The organism is Massilia niastensis DSM 21313, assembly GCF_000382345.1.
Taxonomy (GTDB): domain Bacteria; phylum Pseudomonadota; class Gammaproteobacteria; order Burkholderiales; family Burkholderiaceae_D; genus Telluria; species Telluria niastensis.
The window spans coordinates 23,010-43,641 of record NZ_KB908112.1; the positions used below are offsets into that span (position 1 = coordinate 23,010).

Sequence of the window (20,632 nt, forward strand, 5' to 3'; positions counted from 1 at the left end):
ATGAAACCATCCATGCTGGCCAAGCTGGACCAGCTCGCCAACCGCCTCGTCGAACTCGACGAACTCCTGATGCACGAAGGCGCCACCGCCAACATGGACAGCTACCGCAAGCTGACCCGCGAGCACGCCGAGCTGTCGCCGCTGGTCGCGCTGTACCGCCAGTACCAGGGCGCCCTGGGCGACATCGCGGCGGCCCAGGAACTGCTGCAGGATCCGGAGATGAAGGAATTCGCGCAGGAAGAGATCGAGTCGGCCAAGGGCCGCCTTTCCGGTCTCGAGCTGGACCTGCAGAAGATGCTGCTGCCGAAGGACGCCAACGACGAGCGCAACATCTTCCTCGAGATCCGCGCCGGCACCGGCGGCGACGAGTCGGCCCTGTTCGCCGGCGACCTGCTGCGCATGTACACCCGCTTCGCCGAACGCAACCGCTGGCAGGTCGAGATGGTGTCGGAATCGGCGTCCGACCTGGGCGGCTACCGCGAGGTCATCGTGCGCATCGTCGGCAACGGCGCCTATTCCAAGCTCAAGTTCGAATCGGGCGGCCACCGCGTGCAGCGCGTGCCGGCCACCGAGACCCAGGGCCGCATCCATACCTCGGCCTGCACGGTGGCGGTGATGCCCGAGGCGGACGAGGTCGAGGACATCGACATCAACCCGGCCGACCTGCGCATCGACACCTACCGCGCCTCGGGCGCCGGCGGCCAGCACATCAACAAGACCGATTCGGCGGTGCGCATCACCCACCTGCCGACCGGCCTGGTGGTCGAATGCCAGGACGACCGCAGCCAGCACAAGAACAAGGCCCAGGCCATGAAGGTGCTGGCGGCGCGCCTGAAGGACGCCCAGCTGCGCGAGCAGCAGTCCAAGGAAGCGGCCACCCGCAAGAGCCTGATCGGCTCGGGCGACCGCAGCGAACGGATCCGCACCTACAACTTCCCGCAGGGCCGCCTGACCGACCACCGCATCAACCTGACCTTGTACAAGCTGGACTTCATCATGGACGGCGACCTGGCCGACCTCACCAATGCGCTGGCCTCCGAGCACCAGGCCGAGCTGCTGGCGGCGCTGGGCGACTGAGGCGGCGGGTTAAGCAAGGATTAAGTTGCCAGATTGAAAATGCATCCGGGCAGGCGCGCCGGCTTCGTGCGAGAATGCCCCGTTTCGATCCACCCAAGACAGAGAAAGCAATGCTGCCTACTTCCCGCCAGATCCTGTTCGCCGTGTCGTCGATCAGCTTCGCGCTGATCGCCTTCGCCCTCTACCTGCAGCACATCCTGGAGATGCGTCCCTGCCCGCTGTGCGTGATCCAGCGCTACATGTTCCTCGGCATCGGCGTGTGCACCCTGGTGTCCGCCATCAGCGGCAAGGTCCGCGAAGGCACGATCCTGGCCCTGCTGGCCGGGCTGGGCGGGCTGTACGCGGTCGGCAAGCACCTGTACGTGATCGCCAACCCGGGCTTCTCGTGCGGGATCGACCCGATGGAAACCTTCCTCAACAAGATCCCGACCGCCGAATACCTGCCCTGGCTGTTCCGCGCCGACGGCCTGTGCGAAGGCGCGACCGATGTGGTGCTCGGCCTGGCGATCCCGCAATGGTCGGCGATCTGGTTCGTGGTCCTGACCGTGCTGCTGGCCTGGGTGCTGGTGCGCCGCAAAGCCTGATGATCGCCGCAGGCGCCACGATCGGCCGGCTGCAGCAGGCGCTGCCGCTCGATCCCCTGGAAAACCGCATCCTGCTGTGCCATGCGCTGGGCCTGCCGCGCGTGGCCCTGATCACGCAGTCGGAGCGGGCACTTACTGCCGAGGAAGCGGCGCGCCTTGGCGCGCTGGTGCAGCGGCGCCTGGATGGCGAGCCGATCGCCTACATTGTCGGCGAGCGCGAATTCTTCGGGCTGCCGTTCCGGGTCGGCCCGGCGGTGCTGATCCCGCGCCCCGACACCGAACTGATCGTCGAACTGGCGCTGGAACGCCTGGCGCCGCAGGGCCGCCTGCTCGACATGGGAACCGGCAGCGGCGCGATCGCGGTCGCGGTGGCCCACACGCGGCCCGACGCCAGCGTCACGGCGCTGGACGTCAGCGAGGATGCGCTCGCCATCGCGCGCGCCAACGCGGCGGCCAACGGCGCCCGGGTCGACTTCCTGCGCAGCGACTGGTACGGCGCACTGGCAGGCGAGCGCTTCGGCGTGATCGCCTCGAATCCGCCCTACATCGCGGCCGGCGACCGCCACCTGGCGGAAGGCGACCTGCGCTTCGAGCCGGCCGGCGCGCTGACCGACCATGCCGACGGCCTGTCGGCCCTGCGCATCATCATCGATGGGGCGCCGGCCTGGCTGGAGCCGGGCGGCTGGCTGCTGCTCGAGCACGGCTACGACCAGGCCGAGGCGGTACGCGCGCTGCTGGCCGCGCGCGGGTTTGCCGGGGTGCAGAGCTGGCGCGACCTGGGCGGCATCGAGCGGGTCAGCGGCGGGCGGCTGTAACGGTCCGCCGGTGGCGCCCGTAAGGTGCGGCGGGCAATTCCCATCGGAAACTAAAACCAAGCATTGCGCGCCCTTCCATGCGTGCTTGTTACAATTCCCAGCCCCACATCCGGAGCCTGCATGCGCAAACTGTTCACTTCCCTCGTCCTGCTCGCGCCCCTGGTCTGCGGCGCCGCCGACACGGCGGCCGAGCAGGCGGGCAAGCTGTTCGAGCGCGACTGGCAATGGCAGTTGCGCCGCCACCCCGAACGCGCCACGGCGCTGGGCGACTACCGGCATGACGCCTTCCTGTGCGACACCACGCTGGCGGCCCGCGCCAACGCCATCGAACACGAACGCCAAATGCTCGACGCGGCGCGCGCGATCGAACGCGAGCGGCTCGACGGCCAGGTGCTGCTGTCCTACGACCTGTTCGTGGCCGACAAGGAGCGCGAGCTGGCGGCCGCCGCCTTCATGCCCTTCGATCCCCTGCCCCTGAGCGCCTGGGACGGCCTGCACGTGCGGCTGCCGCGGCTGGTGGCGCAGATGCAGTTCGCCACCGAAGGAGACTACCGCACCTGGATCGCCCGCCTGCTGGCCCTGCCCGCCCATGTGGACGGCATCATCGAGCAGATGCGCGCCGGGATGCGCGCCGGCTGGACGGTGCCGAAGGCCGCGCTGCGGCCGGTGCCGGACGCCCTGCGCGCCCTGCGCGTGGGCCTGCTGGACGGTCCGCTGGGCGCGCCGCTGCGGCGCATCCCGGCGACGATTCCGCCCGAGGCGCGCGACGGGCTGCTGGAGGCCGGCACGCTCGCCCTGAACAGCGGCGTGGCCCCGGCCCTGCGCCGGCTGGAAGACTTCCTGCGCAGCGAATACCTGCCGGCGGCGCGCGACAGCATCGGCTTGTCCAGCCTGCCGAACGGCGCCGCCTACTACGCCTTCCTGGTGCGCAGCGCCACCACGACCGAACTGTCGCCGCTCGATGTCCACGCGCTCGGACTGAAGGAAGTCGCGCGCCTGCGCGCCGAGATCAAGGCCCTGCTGCCGCGCACCGGCTTCCGCGGCGACGTCGCCAGGTTCCTGGTGTTCGCGCGCACCGACCGGCGCCTGTTCCCTGCCTCCGCCGACGCCCTGCTGGCGCGCTACCGCCGCGCCGTCGCGCGCGCCGAGGCCAGGCTGGACAAGGTCGTCGCCACCGTTCCCGCCGCCGGCATCGCGGTCAAGCCGATGGCCGTGGACGCCGGCGCGGGCCAGCCGGCCGCCTATTACGAAGCCGGCAGCGAGCAGCGCAGCGCCGCCCTGGTCGTCAACGTGGCCGAGCTGGCGGCGCGTCCGATCTGGCAGGTCGACACCGTGGCCCTGCACGAGGCGGTGCCGGGCCACCACCTGCAGGTGGCGCGCGCCCAGGAGCTCGACCTGCCGCCGTTCCGCCGCTACGGCTGGGTGGGCGCGTTCGGCGAAGGCTGGGCCACCTATGCCGAGGGGCTGGGACCGGAACTGGGCTTTTTCCAGGACCCGTTCTCGCTGTTCGGCCACCTCAACGAAAGCATGTTCCGTGCGGCGCGGCTGGTGGTCGACACCGGCATCCATGCGCTCGGCTGGTCGCGCCAGCAGGCCATCGACTACCTGAACGCGAACACGGCCAACCCGCCGGCCGACAACGAGGCCGAGGTCGACCGCTACATCGCCCGGCCGGCCCAGGCGCTGGGCTACAAGATCGGCCAGCTGCGCATGCTGGCGCTGCGCGACAGGGCGCGCGCGGCGCTCGGCGAACGCTTCGACCTGCGCCGCTTCCACGACGCCATGCTGGCCGGCGGCGCCCTGCCGCTGCCCGAACTCGAGCGCCAGGTGGAGCGCTGGATCGAGGCCGAGACCCGCCCTGCATCGGCTTCCATTGCGGCTCCCGCGCCCGTCCATGCTCCAGCCCCCGTTCCCGCCCCGGCGCCCGTTCCCGCTGCGGCGCCCGTTCCCGCCCCGGCGCCCGTCCCGGCTCCGGCTCCGGTCCCGGCGCCGGCCTCGATCCCCGCCACCGCAGCCAGCCAGGAATGAGGAGAGCTTCGGCGCAGTTGCCATTTTTCGGTTACTCTCTGCACCACTGAATAAGTGGTATAAGAAAGGAAACACCCGTGTCGAACCAACTGAACCGCCGCCTGGCCCTGCTCGACGACGACGAACACCGCGCCCTGCTGGGCCAGGGACTGCGTGGCATCGAACGCGAAACCCTGCGCGTGGACAAGCAGGGGCACCTGGCCCGCACGCCCCATCCGGTGGCGCTGGGTTCGGCACTGACGCATCCCCAGATCACGACCGACTATGCCGAAACGCTGATGGAATTCATCACGCCGGCCGAACACGACATCGGCCTGGCGCTGCACCGGCTCGACGCGATCCACCGCCATGCCTATTCGAAGCTGGGCGACGAGATGCTGTGGGGCGTCTCGATGCCGGGCGAATTGCCGTCCGAGGAAGAGATCGAGATCGCCTGGTACGGCAACTCGAACATCGGCATGCTCAAGCATGTGTACCGCCGCGGCCTGGCCCTGCGCTACGGCAAGGCGATGCAGTGCATCGCCGGCATCCACTACAACTACTCGCTGCCGGAAAAGATGTGGCAGCTGTTCGCCGCCGACGAAGGGATCGCCGAGGAGCGCCGCCACGCGCTGCGCGACTTCCAGTCCGAGAGCTATATCGCGACCATCCGCAACTTCCGCCGCCATGCCTGGCTCCTGATGTACCTGTTCGGCGCCACCCCGGCCCTGACGACCAGCTTCCTGCGCGGCCGTCCGCACCAGCTGGAAACCCTGTCCGATGACACGCTCTACCTGCCGTACGCGACCAGCCTGCGGATGAGCGACCTGGGCTACCAGAACGACGCCCAGTCCGGCCTGCGCCCGCACGAGAACAGCCTGGAGAGCTATGTCACGAGCCTGATGGACGCGGTGAACCGCCCCTACGAGCCCTACCAGAAGATCGGCACCAAGAAGGATGGCGAGTGGATCCAGCTGTCGACCAATGTGCTGCAGATCGAGAACGAATACTATTCGACCATCCGTCCGAAGCGCGTGATCCGCACCGGCGAGCGCCCGGTGCAGGCGCTGTGCAACCGCGGCGTGCAGTACATCGAGGTGCGCTGCCTCGACGTCGATCCGTTCGAGCCGATCGGCATCGCGCTCGACACCGGCCGCTTCCTCGACGCCTTCCTGATGTTCTGCGCGCTCGAGGACAGCCCATTGATCAGCGCCCACGAGGGCGAGATTCACGCGCGCAACTTCGCGCGCACGGTGAAGGAAGGCCGCCGTCCGGACCTGACCCTGACCCGCGACGGCCAGGAAGTGCCGCTCAGGGAATGGGCGCTGGAGCTGATCGAGCGCATCCGCCCGGTGGCGGCGCTGCTGGACGAGCAGCACAACGAGCATGGCGTGCATGCGGCCTCGCTGGGGCTGCAGAAGGCCAAGATCGAGGATCCGGCCCTGACGCCGTCGGCGCGCGTACTGGAGGAGGTGCGCGCCCTGGGTTCGGTCGCGGCGTTCGGCTTGCGCCAGAGCGAACTGCATGCGGCAAGCTTCCGCGACAGCCCGCTGATGCCGGCCGAGGAAGCGCTGTTCGACGAGCTGGCGGCGGCCTCGCTGGCCGAACAGGACAGGATCGAAGCGACCGACACCGGCAGCTTCGACGATTTCGTCGCCGCGTATAACAGCAGTACACTGTGCGGCAATCACTAGTGGGTCACTTGACAACAGATCGTGGCATAAAAGCGCGTCTTTTTGCGCCAGGCGTTGTTGCAAATCCTCGCGATAGCCAGCTAGCGCTGCGGTTTGCGCCTAGCCTGGCGCAAAAATCCATCACTTTTATTGGCCACGCCCGTTGCCAAGTGACCCACTAGCCGCGAGGCCCGCTTGCTCACCTTTTACAACGAACACCACGCCCAGCACGACGGCCGCGCCGAGATCTTCCGCGGCGAACTGGTGCCGTGTTCGGAAAAGCCCGAGCGGGTCGGCCTGGTGCTGGCGGAATTCGAACGGCGCGGCCTCGGCCGCATCGTGACGCCGCATGGCGTGTCCCTGGTCTCGCTCGAGCGCGTGCACAGCCCGCGCTACCTGCATTTCCTGCGCAACGCCTGGAGCGAATGGATCGCGCTCGACCCGGCCAACGCCGGCAAGGACGCCTTCCCCGCCGTGTGGCCGGTGCGCAGCCTGCGCGCCGATGTCGAGCCCGAGAACTTCTGCGCCCGCCTGGGCCTGTATTCGATGGACTGCGGCACGCCGCTCACGAGCGGCACCTGGATCGCGGCCAAGACCGGCGCCGACTGCGCCGTCAACGCGGCCCATGCGCTGCGCCTCGGCGAGCGCGGCAGCTTCGCGCTGACGCGCCCGCCCGGCCACCATGCGGGCGCGGACTTCTTCGGCGGTTCCTGCTTCCTGAACAACGCGGCGCTGGCGGCCCAGCACCTGCTCGACGACGGCCTGCAGCGCATCGCCATCCTCGACCTCGACTACCACCACGGCAACGGCACCCAGAGCATCTTCTACGGCCGCAGCGACGTGCTGTTCGTCTCGATCCATGGCGACCCGCGCACCGACTACCCGTTCTACCTCGGGCATGCCGACGAAACCGGCGCCGGCGCCGGCCTCGGCTACAACATGAACCTGCCGCTGCCGGCCGGCAGCAGCGCCGCGCAGTGGTTCACCGCCCTCGAGACCGCCTGCGTCAAGCTGGCCATGTTCCGGCCGCAGGCGCTGGTGGTGTCGCTGGGCGTGGACACCTTCGCGGCCGGTCCGGCCGCGCGCTTCGGCCTGCAAGGCGGCGACTTCCTGCGCATCGGCGAACGCATCGCCCACCTGGGGCTGCCGACCGCCTTCATCTTCGAGGGCGGCGACCTGGCCCCGGAGCTGGGCATCCATACCGTCAACGTGCTCGAAGGCTTCGAAACCGCCACGGAATGAACCGCCGGCGCAGCGCCGGGCAACACCTGCAATCCACTTCACCATCACACCATCATGATCGACTGGCAGTTCTCCCGCTTTTCCGACCTGTCCAACAAGGACCTGTACGAAGTCCTGGCCCAGCGCCAGGCCGTCTTCATCCTCGAACAGGCCTGCCTGTACCCGGACATCGACGGCTACGACCTCGACGCCCACCACCTGCTCGGCTGGCGCAGCGTCGACGGCAGGCGCGAGCTGGCCGCCTACCTGCGGGTGCTGGCGCCGGGCGCCAAGTACGACGAGATGTCGCTCGGGCGCGTGATCACGACCCCGGCCGCGCGCGGCACCGGCGCGGGACGCGCCCTGCTGGAACAGGGCATCGCCTGCGCCGAGCGCCTGTACCCGGGCCACCGCATCCGTATCGGCGCGCAGCAGTACCTGGAAGCGTTTTATCAAAGCTTCGGCTTCCGGACCGTCTCCGCCCCCTACGACGAAGACGGCATCATGCACGTCGACATGCTGCGCTGAGCCTCAAGGCTGGGGGTCGAGCCGCACGTGCAGGCAGTCCTCCAGGCTGCAGGCCAGCGCCAGCACCTGGCCGGCGTCGTTGATGTCGCGCGCCATCGCCAGCACCCATCCTTCCGGCATCGCGCTCAAGTCGTTCAGGTCGCGCATCGGACCCGGGCTGCCGCGGGTCTCCAGCACGAAGGCGCGCAGCTGCGGATTATCGGGTGCGCCGAGGCTGGATTCGCCCACCACCACGCCGGCGTTGTTGATGGCCCAGGCCCGGCCGTCCCTGCCGCCCAGGGTGCCGAGGTCGCGCATGCTCCCGTTCTCGTAGAGGAAAGGATGGAGCTCCGGACCGAAAACGGGATCGGTGACGCCAGTCTGGGAATCGCCGACCACCCGCCCCGCGTCGTCGATGTCGTAGGCGGCGCTGTTCCGGCCGCCGAGCGTGCCGAGGTCCAGCATGCTCTTGTCGCGGTAGACGAAGGCATGGTGGTGCGCGGCGCCGATCGAATCGTCTTCGAGCGCGGCGCTGCCGGCCACGTGGCCGTGGCGGTTGATGGCGCTGGCGCTGCTCCAGTCGCCGCCGAAGCTCGGGATCATGCGCGTCACGCCATTGGCAAGGACGAAGCCGTTCCCGCGTTCGCCGACGCCCCACAGGGCGCTGCCCGCGACCCCGCCCGCATCGTTGATCGCCACCGCGAAGCTGAAGGCCATCAGCACCTGGCGGCTGGCATTGCGCAGCCCGAACGGGCCGAAGGCATAGGCATCGCCCGCCCAGCCGCCGGCGAGATGGCCATGGCCGTTGATCGCCAGCCCGAACGAGCCCGGCGCCAGCGCCGCGTTGTCGGTCACTGTCCGGCCATCCCAGCGCGCCGCGCTGCCGTTATGGCTGCCGCCGAGGTGGCCATGCCGGTTGATCGCCATGGCGTTGAAACCGGCGGGAACGAAGACGGCCGTATACGAGCTTGCGGCGGCTGCGGCCGGCGCCAGCGGCGCGGCCAGCAGCGGCGCGGCCGCCAGCCAGGCGGCGCGGCGCCGGTGGCGCCACAGGAGCAGCGCCAGCCCGGCGCCCAGCAGCGCCCAGGTGCCCGGTTCGGGCAATTCGGCAACCAGATCGAGCCGCACCGGGCGGCATTCGTCCAGCCCGGCGCGACAGGCCTGGGCCAGGATCTGCCCGGCATCGTTGATGTCGGTCGCGCTCACCAGGCGCCAGTCGTCCAGCGCCGCCACCAGCTGGTTCAGGTCGCTCATCCGGCCCGCGCCCGCCACGAAGGCGCGGTAGTCGAAGCCCCCGCCGCCGGCGACGGCCGACAGCCCGACCACCGTCCCGTCGCCGTTGACGGCATTCGCGCGGCCGGACAGTCCGCCCAGCGAGCCGAGGTCGATCATGCGCCCGTCGAGCGGCGAGTACAGGAAGGGCCGCTCGGAGCCGTCGGCCAGTTCCGACCAGCCGGCGACGAAGCCGGCGTCGTTGATGTCGCTGGCTTCGCTGATGCGTCCGCCAAGCGAACCCAGGTTGACCTGGCGGCCGTCGCGGTACACCGACGCGTAGCGATCGGGATCCTCGAAGTTCCCCGACGGGACGCTGGCGAAGCCTGCCACATGGCCGCTGGCGTTGATCGCCGTGGCGAAACTGAGCAAGCCGCCGAAGGTGCCCAGTTCGGTCAAGCTCGCGCCGTCGCGGACAAAGGCGCGGAATTCGCCGGTATCCCGGCGCGTGGTGCCGGCCACCTGGCCCGCATCGTTGATGCCGGCGGCCCAGCTGCCAAAGCCCGGCAGGCCGAAGGTGGAGACCGCGCCGTCGGCATACATGAAGGCGCTGGCGCCGACGCGGCCGGCGATGGCCCCGCGGCTGTTGATGGCCAGCCCTTCGCTGCCGGGCAGCAGGCCGCCCAGGTAGATGGTGGCGGTGCGCGACCAGATCGCGGCGCCGCCCCGCGCGGTGCCGACCACCTGCCCGGCGTTGTTGAGGGCGGACGCATGGAAGTCGCCAGGCAGCAGCGTCATCCGGTAGAGAGGCGCAGCCAGCGCTACCAGCGGCATGCTCAATACCTGAAGCAACAATATACTTAGGAAATGTTTGCGTAAGGACATAAGAGGTATCCGGCTTGTTAGCGGAATCTCAACAATGTCCCAGAGCGGGTAGGGCCATCCTGCGCGACATCAAAGGCAGGCGGCGGCGCGCGCAAGGGCCGGTCGGCAGGGAGGACAGCGGGATGGATGGCGGCGGGGGCGCCGCACCGCGCGGCCAGGGCCGGCGGTGCGCGACGAGGATGCGGTCGGCTTACTCGACCTTGTCCAGGGTGATTTCGTACACCAGGCCCGAGTTCGGCGGGATGTGGGGGGCCTGGCCTTGCGCGCCGTAGGCCAGGTTGGCCGGAATCAGGACGGTGCGCTTGCCGCCCACCTTCATGCCCAGCACGCCCTGCTCGAAGCCCGCGATGACGTAGCCGGTACCCAGCTTGAACGGGAAGGAGCCCGATTGCAGGCTGGCGCCGCCCTTCTTGTCGGCCGCCGACTCGCTGTACAGCCACAGCGTGTAGGTCACGGTGACGGTCTTGCCGGTCACCGCTTCGGCGCCGCTGCCGACCACGTTGTCGGTCTTGGTCAGCGCGGCCGGGCTGCTGACGGGGATGGTCGGTTTGGCGGGGCCTGCGCCGTCACCGCCGCCGCCGCAGGCGGTCAGGGCGAGCACGGCGGCGAAGGCGGCGATCACGGGATACTTCAGCTTCATGGACGGTCCTTAAGGGAGAGGTGGCAAAGAAACTTTGCAATAGGAAACTTCTCACCTTACCTGATCAACAACATCAAACTGTCCGGAATTTGTATCCCATATGTATTGTATGGACATCTCCGCCTGGGCTCTCAGATCTCGATCTGCGTGCCCAGCTCGATGACGCGGTTGGTCGGGATCTGGTAATAGTCGGCGGCGCCGCGCGCATTGCGCGACATCATCACGAACAGCTGCTCGCGCCATGGCGACATGCCGCCGCCCGGCGCCGAGATCACGGTCTGGCGCGCGATGAAGAACGAGGTTTCCATCATCTCGAACGGCAAGTCCTCTTCGGCGCAGCGGCTCAGCACATCCGGGATGTCCGGCTCGTCCTTGAAGCCGTAGCGGATATTTAACTGGAAACAATTATGGCCCAGCGCGACGACCTGGGCCTGGTCGTCCAGCGGCACCCACGGTTCCTCGCGGATGTGCACCGTCAGGAACACGACGCGCTCGTGCAGCACCTTGTTGTGCAGCAGGTTGTGCAGCAGCGCATGCGGCACGCCGTCGCTCTCGCCGCGCAGGAAGACCGCGGTCCCGGGCACGCGCGTCGGCGGCCCCACGAACAGCGATTCCATGAAGGCTTCCAGCGGGATCGCATGCTTTTGCAGGTTGTCGAAGACCAGCTCGCGGCCGCGCTTCCAGGTCAGCATCAGGGTCAGCAGGACCGTGCCCAGCAGCAGCGGGAACCAGCCGCCGTGGAACAGCTTGAGCGTGGTCGACGAGAACAGGATGATGTCGATCAGCAGGAAGAAGGAGGTCGCGCCCAGGCACACGGCCAGCGGCAGGTTCCAGCGGTAGCGCGTGACGAAGAAGGTCAGGATGGTGGTCGCCATCATGGTCGCGGTCACCGCGATGCCGTAGGCGCCGGCCAGCTCGTCGGAAGAACCGAAGCCGACCACCGCCATCAGGACCACGGCCAGCTGCAGCCAGTTCACCGCCGGGATGTAGATCTGGCCGATCTGGCTCTCCGAGGTGTGCATGACGCGCATGCGCGGCAGCAGGCCCAGCGCGATGGCCTGCTTGGTCATCGAATAGGTGCCCGAGATCGTCGCCTGCGAGGCGATCACCGCCGCCATCGTCGACAGGATCACCAGCGGAATCACGCTCCAGGTGCCGAGCTGGTGGAAGAACGGGTTTTCCACCGCGTCCGGCCGGGTGATCAGGAGGCCGCCCTGGCCCAGGTAGTTCAGCGCCAGCGCCGGGAAGGCGATCGCGAACCAGGCCATGCGGATCGGCTTGCGGCCGAAGTGGCCCATGTCGGCGTACAGGGCCTCGGCGCCGGTCACCGCCAGCACCACCGCGCCCAGCGCCACGAAGGCGAGAAACTCGTTTTCGAGCATGAAATGCAGCGCGTGCCAGGGATTCAGCGCCTGCAGGATCACCGGCGCCTCGACGATGTTGATGATGCCCATCACGGCCAGGGCGATGAACCACACCAGCATGATCGGGCCGAAGAAGCGGCCGATGCCGGCGGTGCCATGGCGCTGCACGCTGTAGAGCAGGACCAGCACCACGACGGCCAGCGGCACCACGTAGTGCGACATGCCGGGCGCGGCCACTTCCAGGCCCTCGATCGCGCCCAGCACCGAGATCGCCGGCGTGATCACGCTGTCGCCATAGAACATGGTGGCGCCCAGCACCCCGATCACGAGCAGCGGGAAATGCCAGGCCGAGTGCCTGGTCACCGAGGTGGTGGCCAGCGCCATCAGGGCCATGATGCCGCCCTCGCCCTTGTTATCGGCGCGCAGCACCAGGGTCACGTACTTGAGCGAGACGATGACCGTCAGGCTCCAGAAAATCAGCGAAATGACGCCGAGGATGTTGGGGGTGGTCAGCGTCAGGCCATGCGTGTCATCGAAGATCGCGCGTAGCGTATAGAGGGGGCTGGTTCCGATATCGCCGTAGACGATGCCGACCGCGGCCAGGGTCAGCGCGGCCAGGCTGCTTTTCTTGTTTTCAGACTTCAAGATTGCACCATTCTTCTGTTCTGGTGCGGCGCACCATAGGATATCGACAAGAAAATTGCAAGAAGATTTCGTCTGGCATCATACACCTGCGCAAAAAGGGGGAGCGCCGGCAGAGTTGCACCAATTCGGGGATAATGTCATCCCTGCATTCGTCCCGCTTCCCCCCATGCGCTCCGGTATCGTTTCCGCCGCCCTGGCATTCCTGTGCTGGGGCCTGTTTCCTATTTATTTCCACGCGATCGGCGAAGTGCCGGCGCTGCAGATCCTGGCCCACCGCATGCTGTGGTCGCTCGGCTTCCTCCTGATCGTGCTGGCGCTGCGCCGCCAGTGGAAGTGGCTGAACCAGGTGCGCCAGCCGCGCGTGTTCTTCAGCTTCGTGGCCTCGGCCTTCCTGCTCAGCGCCAATTGGCTGGCGTATATCTGGGCGGTCAACAACGGCCACGTGATCGAGGCCAGCCTGGGCTACTTCATCAATCCCCTGGTGAACATCATGTTCGGCTTCCTGCTGCTCAAGGAGCGCATGCGCCCGGCGCAGTGGGGCGCGATCGGGCTGGCGGCGCTGGGCGTGGCCTGGCTGACCTGGCAGTCCGGCACGGTGCCCTGGATCGCGCTGTTCCTGGCGGCCTCGTTCGGCGGCTACGGCCTGCTGCGCAAGACCGCCGCGCTCGGCGCGCTGGAAGGCCTGTCGTTCGAGACCATGGTGCTGTTCCCGGTCGCGGCCGGCTACATCGGCTGGCTGACCCTGCACGGCGAGAACATGTTCCTGACCACCCCCTCCGACACGACGCGCTGGCTCCTGATCGCGGCCGGGCCGATCACGGCGATCCCGCTGCTGCTGTTCGCCAGCGGCGCGCGCCAGATCCCGCTGTCCATCCTCGGGCTGCTGCAATACCTGTCGCCGACCATGCAGTTCCTGCTGGGCGTGCTGTTGTTCCAGGAAGCCTTCAGCGCGGACCGCCTGGTCGGCTTCGCGATGATCTGGGCCGCGCTCGCGCTGTTTGCGGGCGAAGGCCTGCTCAAGCGCGTCCCGGCGCCCCAGAAAACCTGACGGCCCGCAGCCGCGATACAGGAGAAACAAGAAATCCTGTGTCCGGCCTTGGGTTCTGTCGTATCCTGTGCACCTTAAATAACACCAGAGTAAAGCATGGCCAATTACGTCTATACCATGAACCGCGTGGGCAAAATCGTCCCGCCAAAACGCCAGATCCTGAAAGACATCTCGCTGTCGTTCTTCCCGGGCGCGAAGATCGGCGTGCTGGGCCTGAACGGCTCGGGCAAGTCCACCCTGCTGAAGATCATGGCGGGCATCGACACCGACATCCAGGGCGAAGCGCGCCCGATGCCGGGCCTGAACATCGGCTACCTGCCGCAGGAACCGCAGCTCGACCCCGAAAAAACCGTGCGCCAGGAAGTCGAATCCGGCCTCGGCGAAGCCTTCGAGGCGCAAGCCAAGCTGGAAGCAGTATACGCCGCCTACGCCGACGAGGACGCCGACTTCGACGCGCTGGCCAAGGAGCAGGAACGCCTGGAATCGATCATCTCCGCCTCCGACGGCGGCAACCTGAACCTGCAGCTGGAAATGGCCGCCGACGCGCTGCGCCTGCCGCCGTGGGACGCGAAGATCGCCGTGCTGTCGGGCGGTGAAAAGCGCCGCGTGGCGCTGTGCAAGCTGCTGCTGTCGAAGCCCGACATGCTGCTGCTGGACGAGCCGACCAACCACCTGGACGCCGAATCGGTCGAGTGGCTGGAGCAGTTCCTGCTGCGCTTCCCGGGCACCGTGGTGGGCATCACCCACGACCGCTACTTCCTCGACAACGCCGCCGAGTGGATCCTCGAACTGGACCGCGGCCACGGCATCCCGTGGAAGGGCAACTACAGTTCCTGGCTGGACCAGAAGCAGGCCCGCCTGAAGCAGGAAGAAGCGACCGAATCGGCGCGCCAGAAGGCGCTGGCCAAGGAACTCGAGTGGTCGCGCCAGAATCCGAAGGCGCGCCAGGCCAAGTCGAAGGCCCGCCTGGCCCGCTTCAACGAACTGTCCGAATTCGAATACCAGAAGCGCAACGAGACCCAGGAAATCTTCATCCCGGTCGCCGAGCGCCTGGGCAATGAAGTCATCGAGTTCAAGAACGTCTCGAAGGCCTTCGGCGACCGCCTGCTGATCGACAACCTGTCATTCACCGTGCCGCCGGGCGCGATCGTCGGCATCATCGGCCCGAACGGCGCCGGCAAGTCGACCCTGTTCAAGATGATCGCGGGCAAGGAACAGCCGGACAGCGGCGAGGTCGTGCTCGGCAAGACCGCGAATATCTCGCTGGTCGACCAGAGCCGCGACGAGCTGGGCAACAGCAAGTCGGTGTTCGAGGACGTCACCGGCGGCGCCGACATGCTGACCGTCGGCCGCTTCGACATGCCGTCGCGCGCCTACCTGGGCCGCTTCAACTTCAAGGGCGCGGACCAGCAGAAGCTGGTCGGCAACCTGTCGGGCGGCGAACGCGGCCGCCTGCACCTGGCCAAGACCCTGCTCAAGGGCGGCAACGTGCTGCTGCTGGACGAACCGTCGAACGACCTCGACGTGGAAACCCTGCGCGCGCTGGAAGACGCCCTGCTGGAATTCGCCGGCAGCGTGATGGTCATCTCGCACGACCGCTGGTTCCTGGACCGCATCGCGACCCACATCCTGGCCTTCGAAGGCGACTCGCAAGTCACCTTCTTCAACGGTAACTACCAGGAATACGAAGCCGACAAGAAGAAGCGCCTGGGCGAAGAAGGCGCGAAGCCGAAGCGCATCCGCTACAAGCCACTGACGGCCTGAGCATTTGTTTCGTAAAAGAAAGCCCGCCTCGGTGGGCTTTCTTTATTGGCGGAAACGGGCGCGCATGAGAATCATTCGTGTGTAGAATCATTGCCGACTAGGCTATCAATACGCTCATCTCTGCTCCGGCCTCTGGTGGCTGCGGAAATGCTGATCGAACCCATGACAGACTACCGCGACAACCGCGTCCCGGGCGGGACGTTTTTTTTCACTGTGCGCCTGATCGACCGTGGCAGCGCCCTGCTGACCGAGCATATCTCGGCGTTCGGGGAAGCCATGCGGCTGGCGCGCGTGCGCAAGCCCTTCCACCTCGATGCCTGGGTGGTGCTGCCCAACCATGCGCACACGATCTGGACCCTGCCGCCGGGAGACCACGACTGCTCGAGCCGCTGGCGCGCGGTCAAGATCGCGTTTTCGAAAGCGCTGCGCAAGGCCGGCGTGCCCGATTCGAGCGACGGCGCGGTGTGGGAACGCCACTACCGCCATTTCCGCGTCGGCGACGATGCCGACTATGCCGCGCTGGTCGACTACGTCCACACCGACGCGGTACGCCACGGCCATTGCGAGGCGCCCGGCCAGTGGCCGTGGTCGTCGCTGCACCGTTTCCTGTCGGCCGGGCACAGGGAACCTGACGCCGAGCTGGTGGTGCCGCCGTGGGTGGCCAGGCCGCAGGAGCTGGGCCTGGCCAGCCTGTAGGGTGGGCTGGTCTTCCCGCCCACGCGGTGATCGTTAACAGTGAGATCATCGGCATCGGTGCCGATAACGATCGCCCAAAAACAGAAAAGGCCCCGCAGGGCCTCTTCTGTTGCAACACGCTCGGCTTAGAAGCTGTACTTCGCGCCGATGGTGAAGGCGTCCGGCTTCACGCCCCAGTCCTTGCTCTTGCCATAACGTTCGTACTCGGCGATCACCGACACGTTCTGGTTGATGTTGTACTGCAGGCCCAGCGCGCCGTAGCCTTCGGTCTTGCTCTCGCTACGGTTGACGAAGGCGTTCACGGTTTCCAGTTCGTTCTTGGTGCGGGTAATGCCCAGCTTGGCGTAGGCAACGAACTGATCGTTCAGCGGCATGCTCGCCTTGCCGGCAAGGTAGACCGCATGACCTTTCGCCTCACCGTTGCCGCGCACGCCGTTGCGGGTGAAATTCACGTCCGCACCGCGGAAGTCGTTGTAACCGAGCTCCACACCCCAAGTACGGTTGAATTCGTAACCACCGAAGAGCTTGCCGCCGGCCTTGTAGCCATCGGCGTCGACATTGGTGGCACCCGGAGCGCGGCTCTCGTGGTCGGCGAAGTTGACGCCAGCACCCACGTAGGCGCGCGGAGTATCTTGTTGTGCTTGAGCTGCCGACATGGCAGCAGCGGACGCGATCAGTGCAACGATAAGTTTTTTCATCTCGGAATCCTTTTCTTTCTTGTTACCTGGTTCGCGATTCCCAATGAATCGCGATGTGGCCAAGATAGCACTCGCGAAACTTCAAATCCGTGCCTATTCCGTAAAAACTGTAAGCAGATGTAAGTTAATGACCAGCCGGTTAGATAAAATGCGTGCACGATAGCGTAAAAAGATTCAGGTTGAAAGGATCTTCCTGAAAGTTAGGTTCACGCGGGGTTCTAGCGATTTTGTTGTTTTATTGATGCCATGCAACCAATTTTGCTGCATAAAACCACTCATCACCAATAAATTGCCCCCCGAAAGGGGTAGTCGGATTGTCTGCTTACTGCGCTTGTGTCTGAGGATGAACACACGCTCGGCGCCGAAGCTGAGCGATGCGATGACCGGCGCCGGCCCCAGTTCCGGTTCGTCGTCGCTGTGCATGCCCATGCTGTCGCACCCGTTACGGTAGTAATTCAGCAACACGCTGTTGTAGTCGTGGCCGGTGACGTCCTCCACCGCGGCGCGGAGCGCCTGCAACAGGGGCGTGAACGGCGCCGGCGCGAGCGTCAGTCCCGAGTAGCGGTAGGCGGCATCGCCATACCAGGCGCTCAGGCGCGGTTGCAGGTGGCGCTTGCCGTAGACCACCACCGTCTCTTCGCGCCAGGGCGTCTCGGCGATCAGGCGGGCCAGCACGTCGGCATTGGTCCAGGGCAGCGGCAGTTGTGCGAGCCAGGCGAGTTCGCCATCGTCGATGGGGAGCGGCGTCAGGCTTGCGCCTGAGCTAAATAAATCCATGGTGCAAGTTTCAAAGCTATGATGGCGGCTTTCCACCGGAAGGACATTCTCGCATGGACAAACGCCATTTCCTCGGCGCGGCCGCGCTCGCCGGCGCCGCGCCGGTCTTCGCCGCTCCCGCTCCTGCGGCCCTGTCGGGCCCGGCGCTGTTGACCATGACCGGCGCGATCGGCCGCAGCAACCGCGGAGCGCTCGACCCGGCGCTCGACCAGATGATGCACAAGCAGAAGCTGGCCTTTTCGCGCGCCTGGGCGATGGACTTCGGCGCGCTGGCCGCCCTGCCCGCGCGCACGATCCGCCCGACCCTGGAATACGACGGCAAGGTGCACGTCCTGCGCGGCCCGCTGCTGGACGAGGTGCTGGCACAGGCCGGTGCGCGGCCGAAGGACACGGCCAGGGTGCTGCTGCGCGCGGTCGACGGGTATGCCGCCGCGGTCGAGATGCGCCAGCTGCGCGCCTGGAATCTCATCGTGGCGACCCACCTGGACGGCAAGCCGATGCCGCTGGGCGGCCTGGGGCCGCTATGGGCGGTCTACGACGCCGACCGGGTGCCCGAGATGGCGGCCCGCCCGGTCAGGGAACGCTTCGGGGCCTGCCCCTGGGCGCTCTACCACATCGACGTCCAGACCTGATCAGGCATAGGCTTCGGCCAGGCTCATCACGCGCGGCGCCACCTTGATGCCGACATTCCCGAACAGGGTGTCGATCGCGGCCAGGTTGACGCTGCATTCCTCCGCCTTCCAGCCGGCGAACAGGTCGCTGCCGTCCTTGTGGAAGTGCAGGTCGAGCACCTTGCCTTTGTCCTTGTGGATATAGCTCTGCTGGTGAGTATTGCGGAAACCCAGCTCGGCCAGCCCGGCCAGCAGCGCCTGCGGCGGGTTGTCGGGATCGGTCGCCAGGAAGACGCCGAAGGTCTTGCCGGGCGGCTTGGCGGCGATGTCGACTTCGTAGATCCCTGGGGCCTTGGTCACTGCGGTGCTCTTCAGAAACAACATGCTGATCTCCTTCGCCGTCCCGCGTCGGCAAGCACCAGGTGTGGCTGGCGCGCGGGTGCTTTAGTCGTGTAAATACCCTAGCTTATTGCCATACGGTAACTTTGTCGATCTCTAAATGCACTTTCTTGGCGTTAGCGCAGTACCAGCCCGAGCACGGTCCCGCCGATCAGGGCGGCGCAGGCCAGCATGCCCAGGACGAAGCCGGCTTCGCGCTTGGCCGGATCGCGGTAATAGCCGAGCGCATACAGCACCCGGCTGGCGCACCACAGCATGCCGCCCGCGGCGGCCCACGGGTCGCCCAGGTACAGCGCGCACAGCCACAGGGGCACCAGCACCAGCGGCAGCTGTTCCAGCGTGTTCATCTGCACCCGCTGGCTGCGCAGGAAGCCTTCGGGACCGTCCATCGACGGCGCGGGCACGTCGTAGCGCGCGCGGGCGCGGGCCGCGTTGGCCCAGGTCCAGAAATAGACGCCCAGTACGGCCAGCGTGGCCCAGGCGGACAGGATCATGATGGTTTCGGAGAGTAAAAAAAGAGGCATTGTAGCTGCATCCAGCCCATCACAAGCCTGGTATCAGCCTTGCTGCTCGCGCTTGCGCCTTGCCAGGTCCGCGGTCGGGGCCACCAGCGCCTCGTACAGGCTGCCGGTGGGCGCGTCCCAGTGGCCCAGGGCCTGCTGCTGGCGCGCCACGGTCGCGAAGTCGCCGCGCGCCACCGGCCCGCTCAGCGCCGCCGCCGGGCCGAGGCGGAACACGTTGGCCAGGGTCTCGGTGGCGAGCGGCCGCGCCAGTTCGCGCGCCACGTCTTCCGGCACGCCGGCGGCGACGTAGGCGCGCAGGGCGGCGTCCAGCACCGTGACCAGGTAGTTCGACGCGAACACGGCCGCCGCGTGGTAGACCGTCTTGGCGGCCGGGTCGATCGGAACCAGGCGCGCGCCGATCGCCTCGAACGCGGGCCCGAGCAGGGCCAGCGCGCCGGCGTCGCCCTCGATGCCGCAGAAGGTGCCGGCGAAATCGCGCGCCACCGCCTCGGGGTCGGCGAAGCTGCGCACCGGATGCACGCTCGCCACCAGCGCGCCGGCATCCCTGGCCGGCGCCAGCTCGTCTGAAGCCTTGGCGCCGCTGCAATGGAACACCACCGCGCCGCGCAGGTCGTGGGCCTGCGCCAGCGCCGCGCACACCGGCGCGATCTGGTCGTCGTTCACCGCCAGCATCCACGCCTGCGCCGGGCGCAGCGCGGCCGGGTCGATGCAGGCCCGGCCCGCGCCGATGAAGGCGGCGGCAGCCTGCGCGCTGTCGTGCGAGCGGGTCAGCACGTCCTGCACGGCAAAGGCGCGGCTTGCGGCGAACAGCCGTCCCAGCACGCGCCCGACATGGCCGGCGCCGGCCAGGTTCAGGACCGGGGACACGTCAGAAGCCGGAACCGGGCCTGGACAGGAATTCCAGTTCCTCCGGCGTGGAAGCGCGGCCGAGGATCGCGTTACGGTGCGGGAAGCGGCCGAAGCGCGCGATCACGCCGCGGTGGCGGTGCGCGTAATCGAGCATGCTCTCGAAGCCGGGATGGCCGGCGGCCAGTTCGGTGAACAGTTCCACCGCCTGCTCCTGCATGCGGGCGTCCTCGGCGTGCTCGAACGGCATGTAGGCGAAGGAGCGCTCGACCGGCGAGAGTTCCAGGTGGGCGCCGGATTCGACCAGCTTGCGCGCGCCGGCCAGCGCCAGCGTATCGCCCGCAAAGGCCTCGGGCGTATCGCGGTGCGCGTTGCGGGTGAACTGGTCGAGCACGATGATGCGCGCGAGCACGCCGTGCGGGCCGATGGCGTCCCACTCGCGCAGGCCGCCCGCCACCGCCTGGGCGATGGTGGCGCCGAAGCGCTCGCGGATGAGGGCGTCGAACCTGTCGTCCTTGCGCCACCATTCACCGCGCTGTTGTCCATAGCCTTCACTGGTACGCGGCAGGAACCAGAAATCGAGTACGTCTTGTGCTTCCATGGAGTGTTCCGGTTTTGGTAGGGATGGTTATTGTTATG

Annotated in this window: 20 protein-coding genes; 11 read left to right on the forward strand and 9 right to left on the reverse strand. The window is 67.4% G+C overall.

Annotated elements, in window-relative coordinates:
- From prfA to H162_RS0119730, 7 genes are all read left to right on the forward strand, one after another.
- A complete protein-coding gene (gene prfA, locus H162_RS0119700) occupies window positions 1–1,077 on the forward strand; it encodes a peptide chain release factor 1 (protein ID WP_040787734.1) in 1,077 nt (358 codons plus the stop codon).
- 110 nt (window positions 1,078–1,187) lie between these two features.
- Window positions 1,188–1,661 carry a disulfide bond formation protein B gene (locus tag H162_RS0119705; RefSeq protein WP_020655215.1) on the forward strand — a complete coding sequence of 158 codons (474 nt, stop codon included), beginning with the start codon at window positions 1,188–1,190 and terminating at the stop codon, window positions 1,659–1,661.
- Window positions 1,661–2,476 (forward strand): peptide chain release factor N(5)-glutamine methyltransferase, encoded by an 816-nt coding sequence (gene prmC / locus H162_RS0119710; RefSeq protein WP_020655216.1) that lies wholly within the window; start codon window positions 1,661–1,663, stop codon window positions 2,474–2,476. The genes H162_RS0119705 and prmC overlap by 1 nt, the downstream gene beginning before the upstream one ends.
- A 120-nt stretch (window positions 2,477–2,596) precedes the next feature.
- On the forward strand, window positions 2,597–4,504 hold the full coding sequence (locus tag H162_RS0119715) for a DUF885 domain-containing protein (RefSeq protein ID WP_020655217.1): 1,908 nt from the start codon (window positions 2,597–2,599) through the stop codon (window positions 4,502–4,504).
- 77 nt (window positions 4,505–4,581) lie between these two features.
- A complete protein-coding gene (gene gshA / locus H162_RS0119720; protein ID WP_020655218.1) occupies window positions 4,582–6,177 on the forward strand; it encodes a glutamate--cysteine ligase in 1,596 nt (531 codons plus the stop codon).
- A gap of 174 nt (window positions 6,178–6,351) precedes the next feature.
- Window positions 6,352–7,398, forward strand: coding sequence for a histone deacetylase family protein (locus H162_RS0119725; protein ID WP_020655219.1), 1,047 nt, complete (start codon window positions 6,352–6,354; stop codon window positions 7,396–7,398).
- Between the two features lie 54 nt (window positions 7,399–7,452).
- The gene (locus H162_RS0119730; protein ID WP_020655220.1) at window positions 7,453–7,905 is read left to right on the forward strand and encodes a GNAT family N-acetyltransferase; all 453 of its coding nucleotides are present in this window, start codon (window positions 7,453–7,455) and stop codon (window positions 7,903–7,905) included.
- 3 nt (window positions 7,906–7,908) lie between these two features.
- On the opposite strand, the gene H162_RS0119735 is transcribed toward H162_RS0119730, so the two are convergent.
- The 3 genes from H162_RS0119735 to H162_RS0119745 all read right to left on the reverse strand — a co-directional run bounded on the left by H162_RS0119735 (window position 7,909) and on the right by H162_RS0119745 (window position 12,630).
- Window positions 7,909–9,930, reverse strand: a complete 2,022-nt coding sequence (locus H162_RS0119735; protein WP_051109963.1) for a PEP-CTERM sorting domain-containing protein — start codon at window positions 9,928–9,930, stop codon at window positions 7,909–7,911.
- A 241-nt stretch (window positions 9,931–10,171) separates the two neighbouring features.
- The gene (locus tag H162_RS0119740; RefSeq protein ID WP_020655222.1) at window positions 10,172–10,621 is read right to left on the reverse strand and encodes an FKBP-type peptidyl-prolyl cis-trans isomerase; all 450 of its coding nucleotides are present in this window, start codon (window positions 10,619–10,621) and stop codon (window positions 10,172–10,174) included.
- Window positions 10,622–10,752: 131 nt separating this feature from the next.
- The gene (locus H162_RS0119745) at window positions 10,753–12,630 is read right to left on the reverse strand and encodes a potassium transporter Kup (RefSeq protein ID WP_020655223.1); all 1,878 of its coding nucleotides are present in this window, start codon (window positions 12,628–12,630) and stop codon (window positions 10,753–10,755) included.
- 166 nt (window positions 12,631–12,796) lie between these two features.
- On the opposite strand from H162_RS0119745, the gene rarD reads away from it, so the two are divergent.
- The 3 genes from rarD (at window position 12,797) to H162_RS31340 (ending at window position 16,138) form a co-directional block, all read left to right on the forward strand.
- Entirely contained in the window at window positions 12,797–13,678 is an 882-nt protein-coding gene (rarD, locus tag H162_RS0119750) for an EamA family transporter RarD (protein WP_020655224.1), read from the forward strand.
- A 96-nt stretch (window positions 13,679–13,774) separates the two neighbouring features.
- Entirely contained in the window at window positions 13,775–15,442 is a 1,668-nt protein-coding gene (gene ettA, locus H162_RS0119755; protein WP_020655225.1) for an energy-dependent translational throttle protein EttA, read from the forward strand.
- Between the two features lie 162 nt (window positions 15,443–15,604).
- On the forward strand, window positions 15,605–16,138 hold the full coding sequence (locus tag H162_RS31340) for an REP-associated tyrosine transposase (RefSeq protein WP_229452157.1): 534 nt from the start codon (window positions 15,605–15,607) through the stop codon (window positions 16,136–16,138).
- 125 nt (window positions 16,139–16,263) lie between these two features.
- On the opposite strand, the gene H162_RS0119765 is transcribed toward H162_RS31340, so the two are convergent.
- Window positions 16,264–16,836, reverse strand: coding sequence for an outer membrane beta-barrel protein (locus tag H162_RS0119765; RefSeq protein WP_026354861.1), 573 nt, complete (start codon window positions 16,834–16,836; stop codon window positions 16,264–16,266).
- Window positions 16,837–17,010: 174 nt separating this feature from the next.
- Window positions 17,011–17,613, reverse strand: a complete 603-nt coding sequence (locus tag H162_RS0119770) for an alpha-ketoglutarate-dependent dioxygenase AlkB family protein (RefSeq protein ID WP_020655228.1) — start codon at window positions 17,611–17,613, stop codon at window positions 17,011–17,013.
- Window positions 17,614–17,666: 53 nt separating this feature from the next.
- Here H162_RS0119770 and H162_RS0119775 point away from each other — a divergent pair, with 53 nt between their 5' ends.
- Window positions 17,667–18,245 (forward strand): putative pterin-binding protein, encoded by a 579-nt coding sequence (locus tag H162_RS0119775; RefSeq protein ID WP_020655229.1) that lies wholly within the window; start codon window positions 17,667–17,669, stop codon window positions 18,243–18,245.
- On the opposite strand, the gene H162_RS0119780 is transcribed toward H162_RS0119775, so the two are convergent.
- The 4 genes from H162_RS0119780 to H162_RS0119795 all read right to left on the reverse strand — a co-directional run bounded on the left by H162_RS0119780 (window position 18,246) and on the right by H162_RS0119795 (window position 20,594).
- The gene (locus tag H162_RS0119780) at window positions 18,246–18,608 is read right to left on the reverse strand and encodes a hypothetical protein (RefSeq protein WP_020655230.1); all 363 of its coding nucleotides are present in this window, start codon (window positions 18,606–18,608) and stop codon (window positions 18,246–18,248) included. It lies immediately after the preceding gene.
- 131 nt (window positions 18,609–18,739) lie between these two features.
- Window positions 18,740–19,117: an MAPEG family protein gene (locus H162_RS0119785; RefSeq protein ID WP_020655231.1), complete on the reverse strand. Its 378-nt coding sequence runs from the start codon at window positions 19,115–19,117 to the stop codon at window positions 18,740–18,742.
- Window positions 19,118–19,180: 63 nt separating this feature from the next.
- A complete protein-coding gene (locus tag H162_RS0119790) occupies window positions 19,181–20,014 on the reverse strand; it encodes a Rossmann-like and DUF2520 domain-containing protein (protein WP_020655232.1) in 834 nt (277 codons plus the stop codon).
- Window position 20,015: 1 nt separating this feature from the next.
- Entirely contained in the window at window positions 20,016–20,594 is a 579-nt protein-coding gene (locus H162_RS0119795) for a DUF924 family protein (protein ID WP_020655233.1), read from the reverse strand.
- Window positions 20,595–20,632: the final 38 nt, after the last annotated feature.

What these genes read in the sequence shown, in the direction of transcription:
- prfA (WP_040787734.1), top strand. Translation starts at nt 1, where the DNA reads ATGAAACCATCCATGCTGGCCAAGCTGGACCAGCTCGCCAACCGCCTC.
- H162_RS0119705 (WP_020655215.1), top strand. Translation starts at nt 1,188, where the DNA reads ATGCTGCCTACTTCCCGCCAGATCCTGTTCGCCGTGTCGTCGATCAGC.
- prmC (WP_020655216.1), top strand. Translation starts at nt 1,661, where the DNA reads ATGATCGCCGCAGGCGCCACGATCGGCCGGCTGCAGCAGGCGCTGCCG.
- H162_RS0119715 (WP_020655217.1), top strand. Translation starts at nt 2,597, where the DNA reads ATGCGCAAACTGTTCACTTCCCTCGTCCTGCTCGCGCCCCTGGTCTGC.
- H162_RS0119730 (WP_020655220.1), top strand. Translation starts at nt 7,453, where the DNA reads ATGATCGACTGGCAGTTCTCCCGCTTTTCCGACCTGTCCAACAAGGAC.
- H162_RS0119735 (WP_051109963.1), bottom strand. Translation starts at nt 9,930, where the DNA reads ATGCCGCTGGTAGCGCTGGCTGCGCCTCTCTACCGGATGACGCTGCTG.
- H162_RS0119740 (WP_020655222.1), bottom strand. Translation starts at nt 10,621, where the DNA reads ATGAAGCTGAAGTATCCCGTGATCGCCGCCTTCGCCGCCGTGCTCGCC.
- rarD (WP_020655224.1), top strand. Translation starts at nt 12,797, where the DNA reads ATGCGCTCCGGTATCGTTTCCGCCGCCCTGGCATTCCTGTGCTGGGGC.
- ettA (WP_020655225.1), top strand. Translation starts at nt 13,775, where the DNA reads ATGGCCAATTACGTCTATACCATGAACCGCGTGGGCAAAATCGTCCCG.
- H162_RS31340 (WP_229452157.1), top strand. Translation starts at nt 15,605, where the DNA reads ATGACAGACTACCGCGACAACCGCGTCCCGGGCGGGACGTTTTTTTTC.
- H162_RS0119765 (WP_026354861.1), bottom strand. Translation starts at nt 16,836, where the DNA reads ATGAAAAAACTTATCGTTGCACTGATCGCGTCCGCTGCTGCCATGTCG.
- H162_RS0119770 (WP_020655228.1), bottom strand. Translation starts at nt 17,613, where the DNA reads ATGGATTTATTTAGCTCAGGCGCAAGCCTGACGCCGCTCCCCATCGAC.
- H162_RS0119775 (WP_020655229.1), top strand. Translation starts at nt 17,667, where the DNA reads ATGGACAAACGCCATTTCCTCGGCGCGGCCGCGCTCGCCGGCGCCGCG.
- H162_RS0119780 (WP_020655230.1), bottom strand. Translation starts at nt 18,608, where the DNA reads ATGTTGTTTCTGAAGAGCACCGCAGTGACCAAGGCCCCAGGGATCTAC.
- H162_RS0119785 (WP_020655231.1), bottom strand. Translation starts at nt 19,117, where the DNA reads ATGATCCTGTCCGCCTGGGCCACGCTGGCCGTACTGGGCGTCTATTTC.
- H162_RS0119795 (WP_020655233.1), bottom strand. Translation starts at nt 20,594, where the DNA reads ATGGAAGCACAAGACGTACTCGATTTCTGGTTCCTGCCGCGTACCAGT.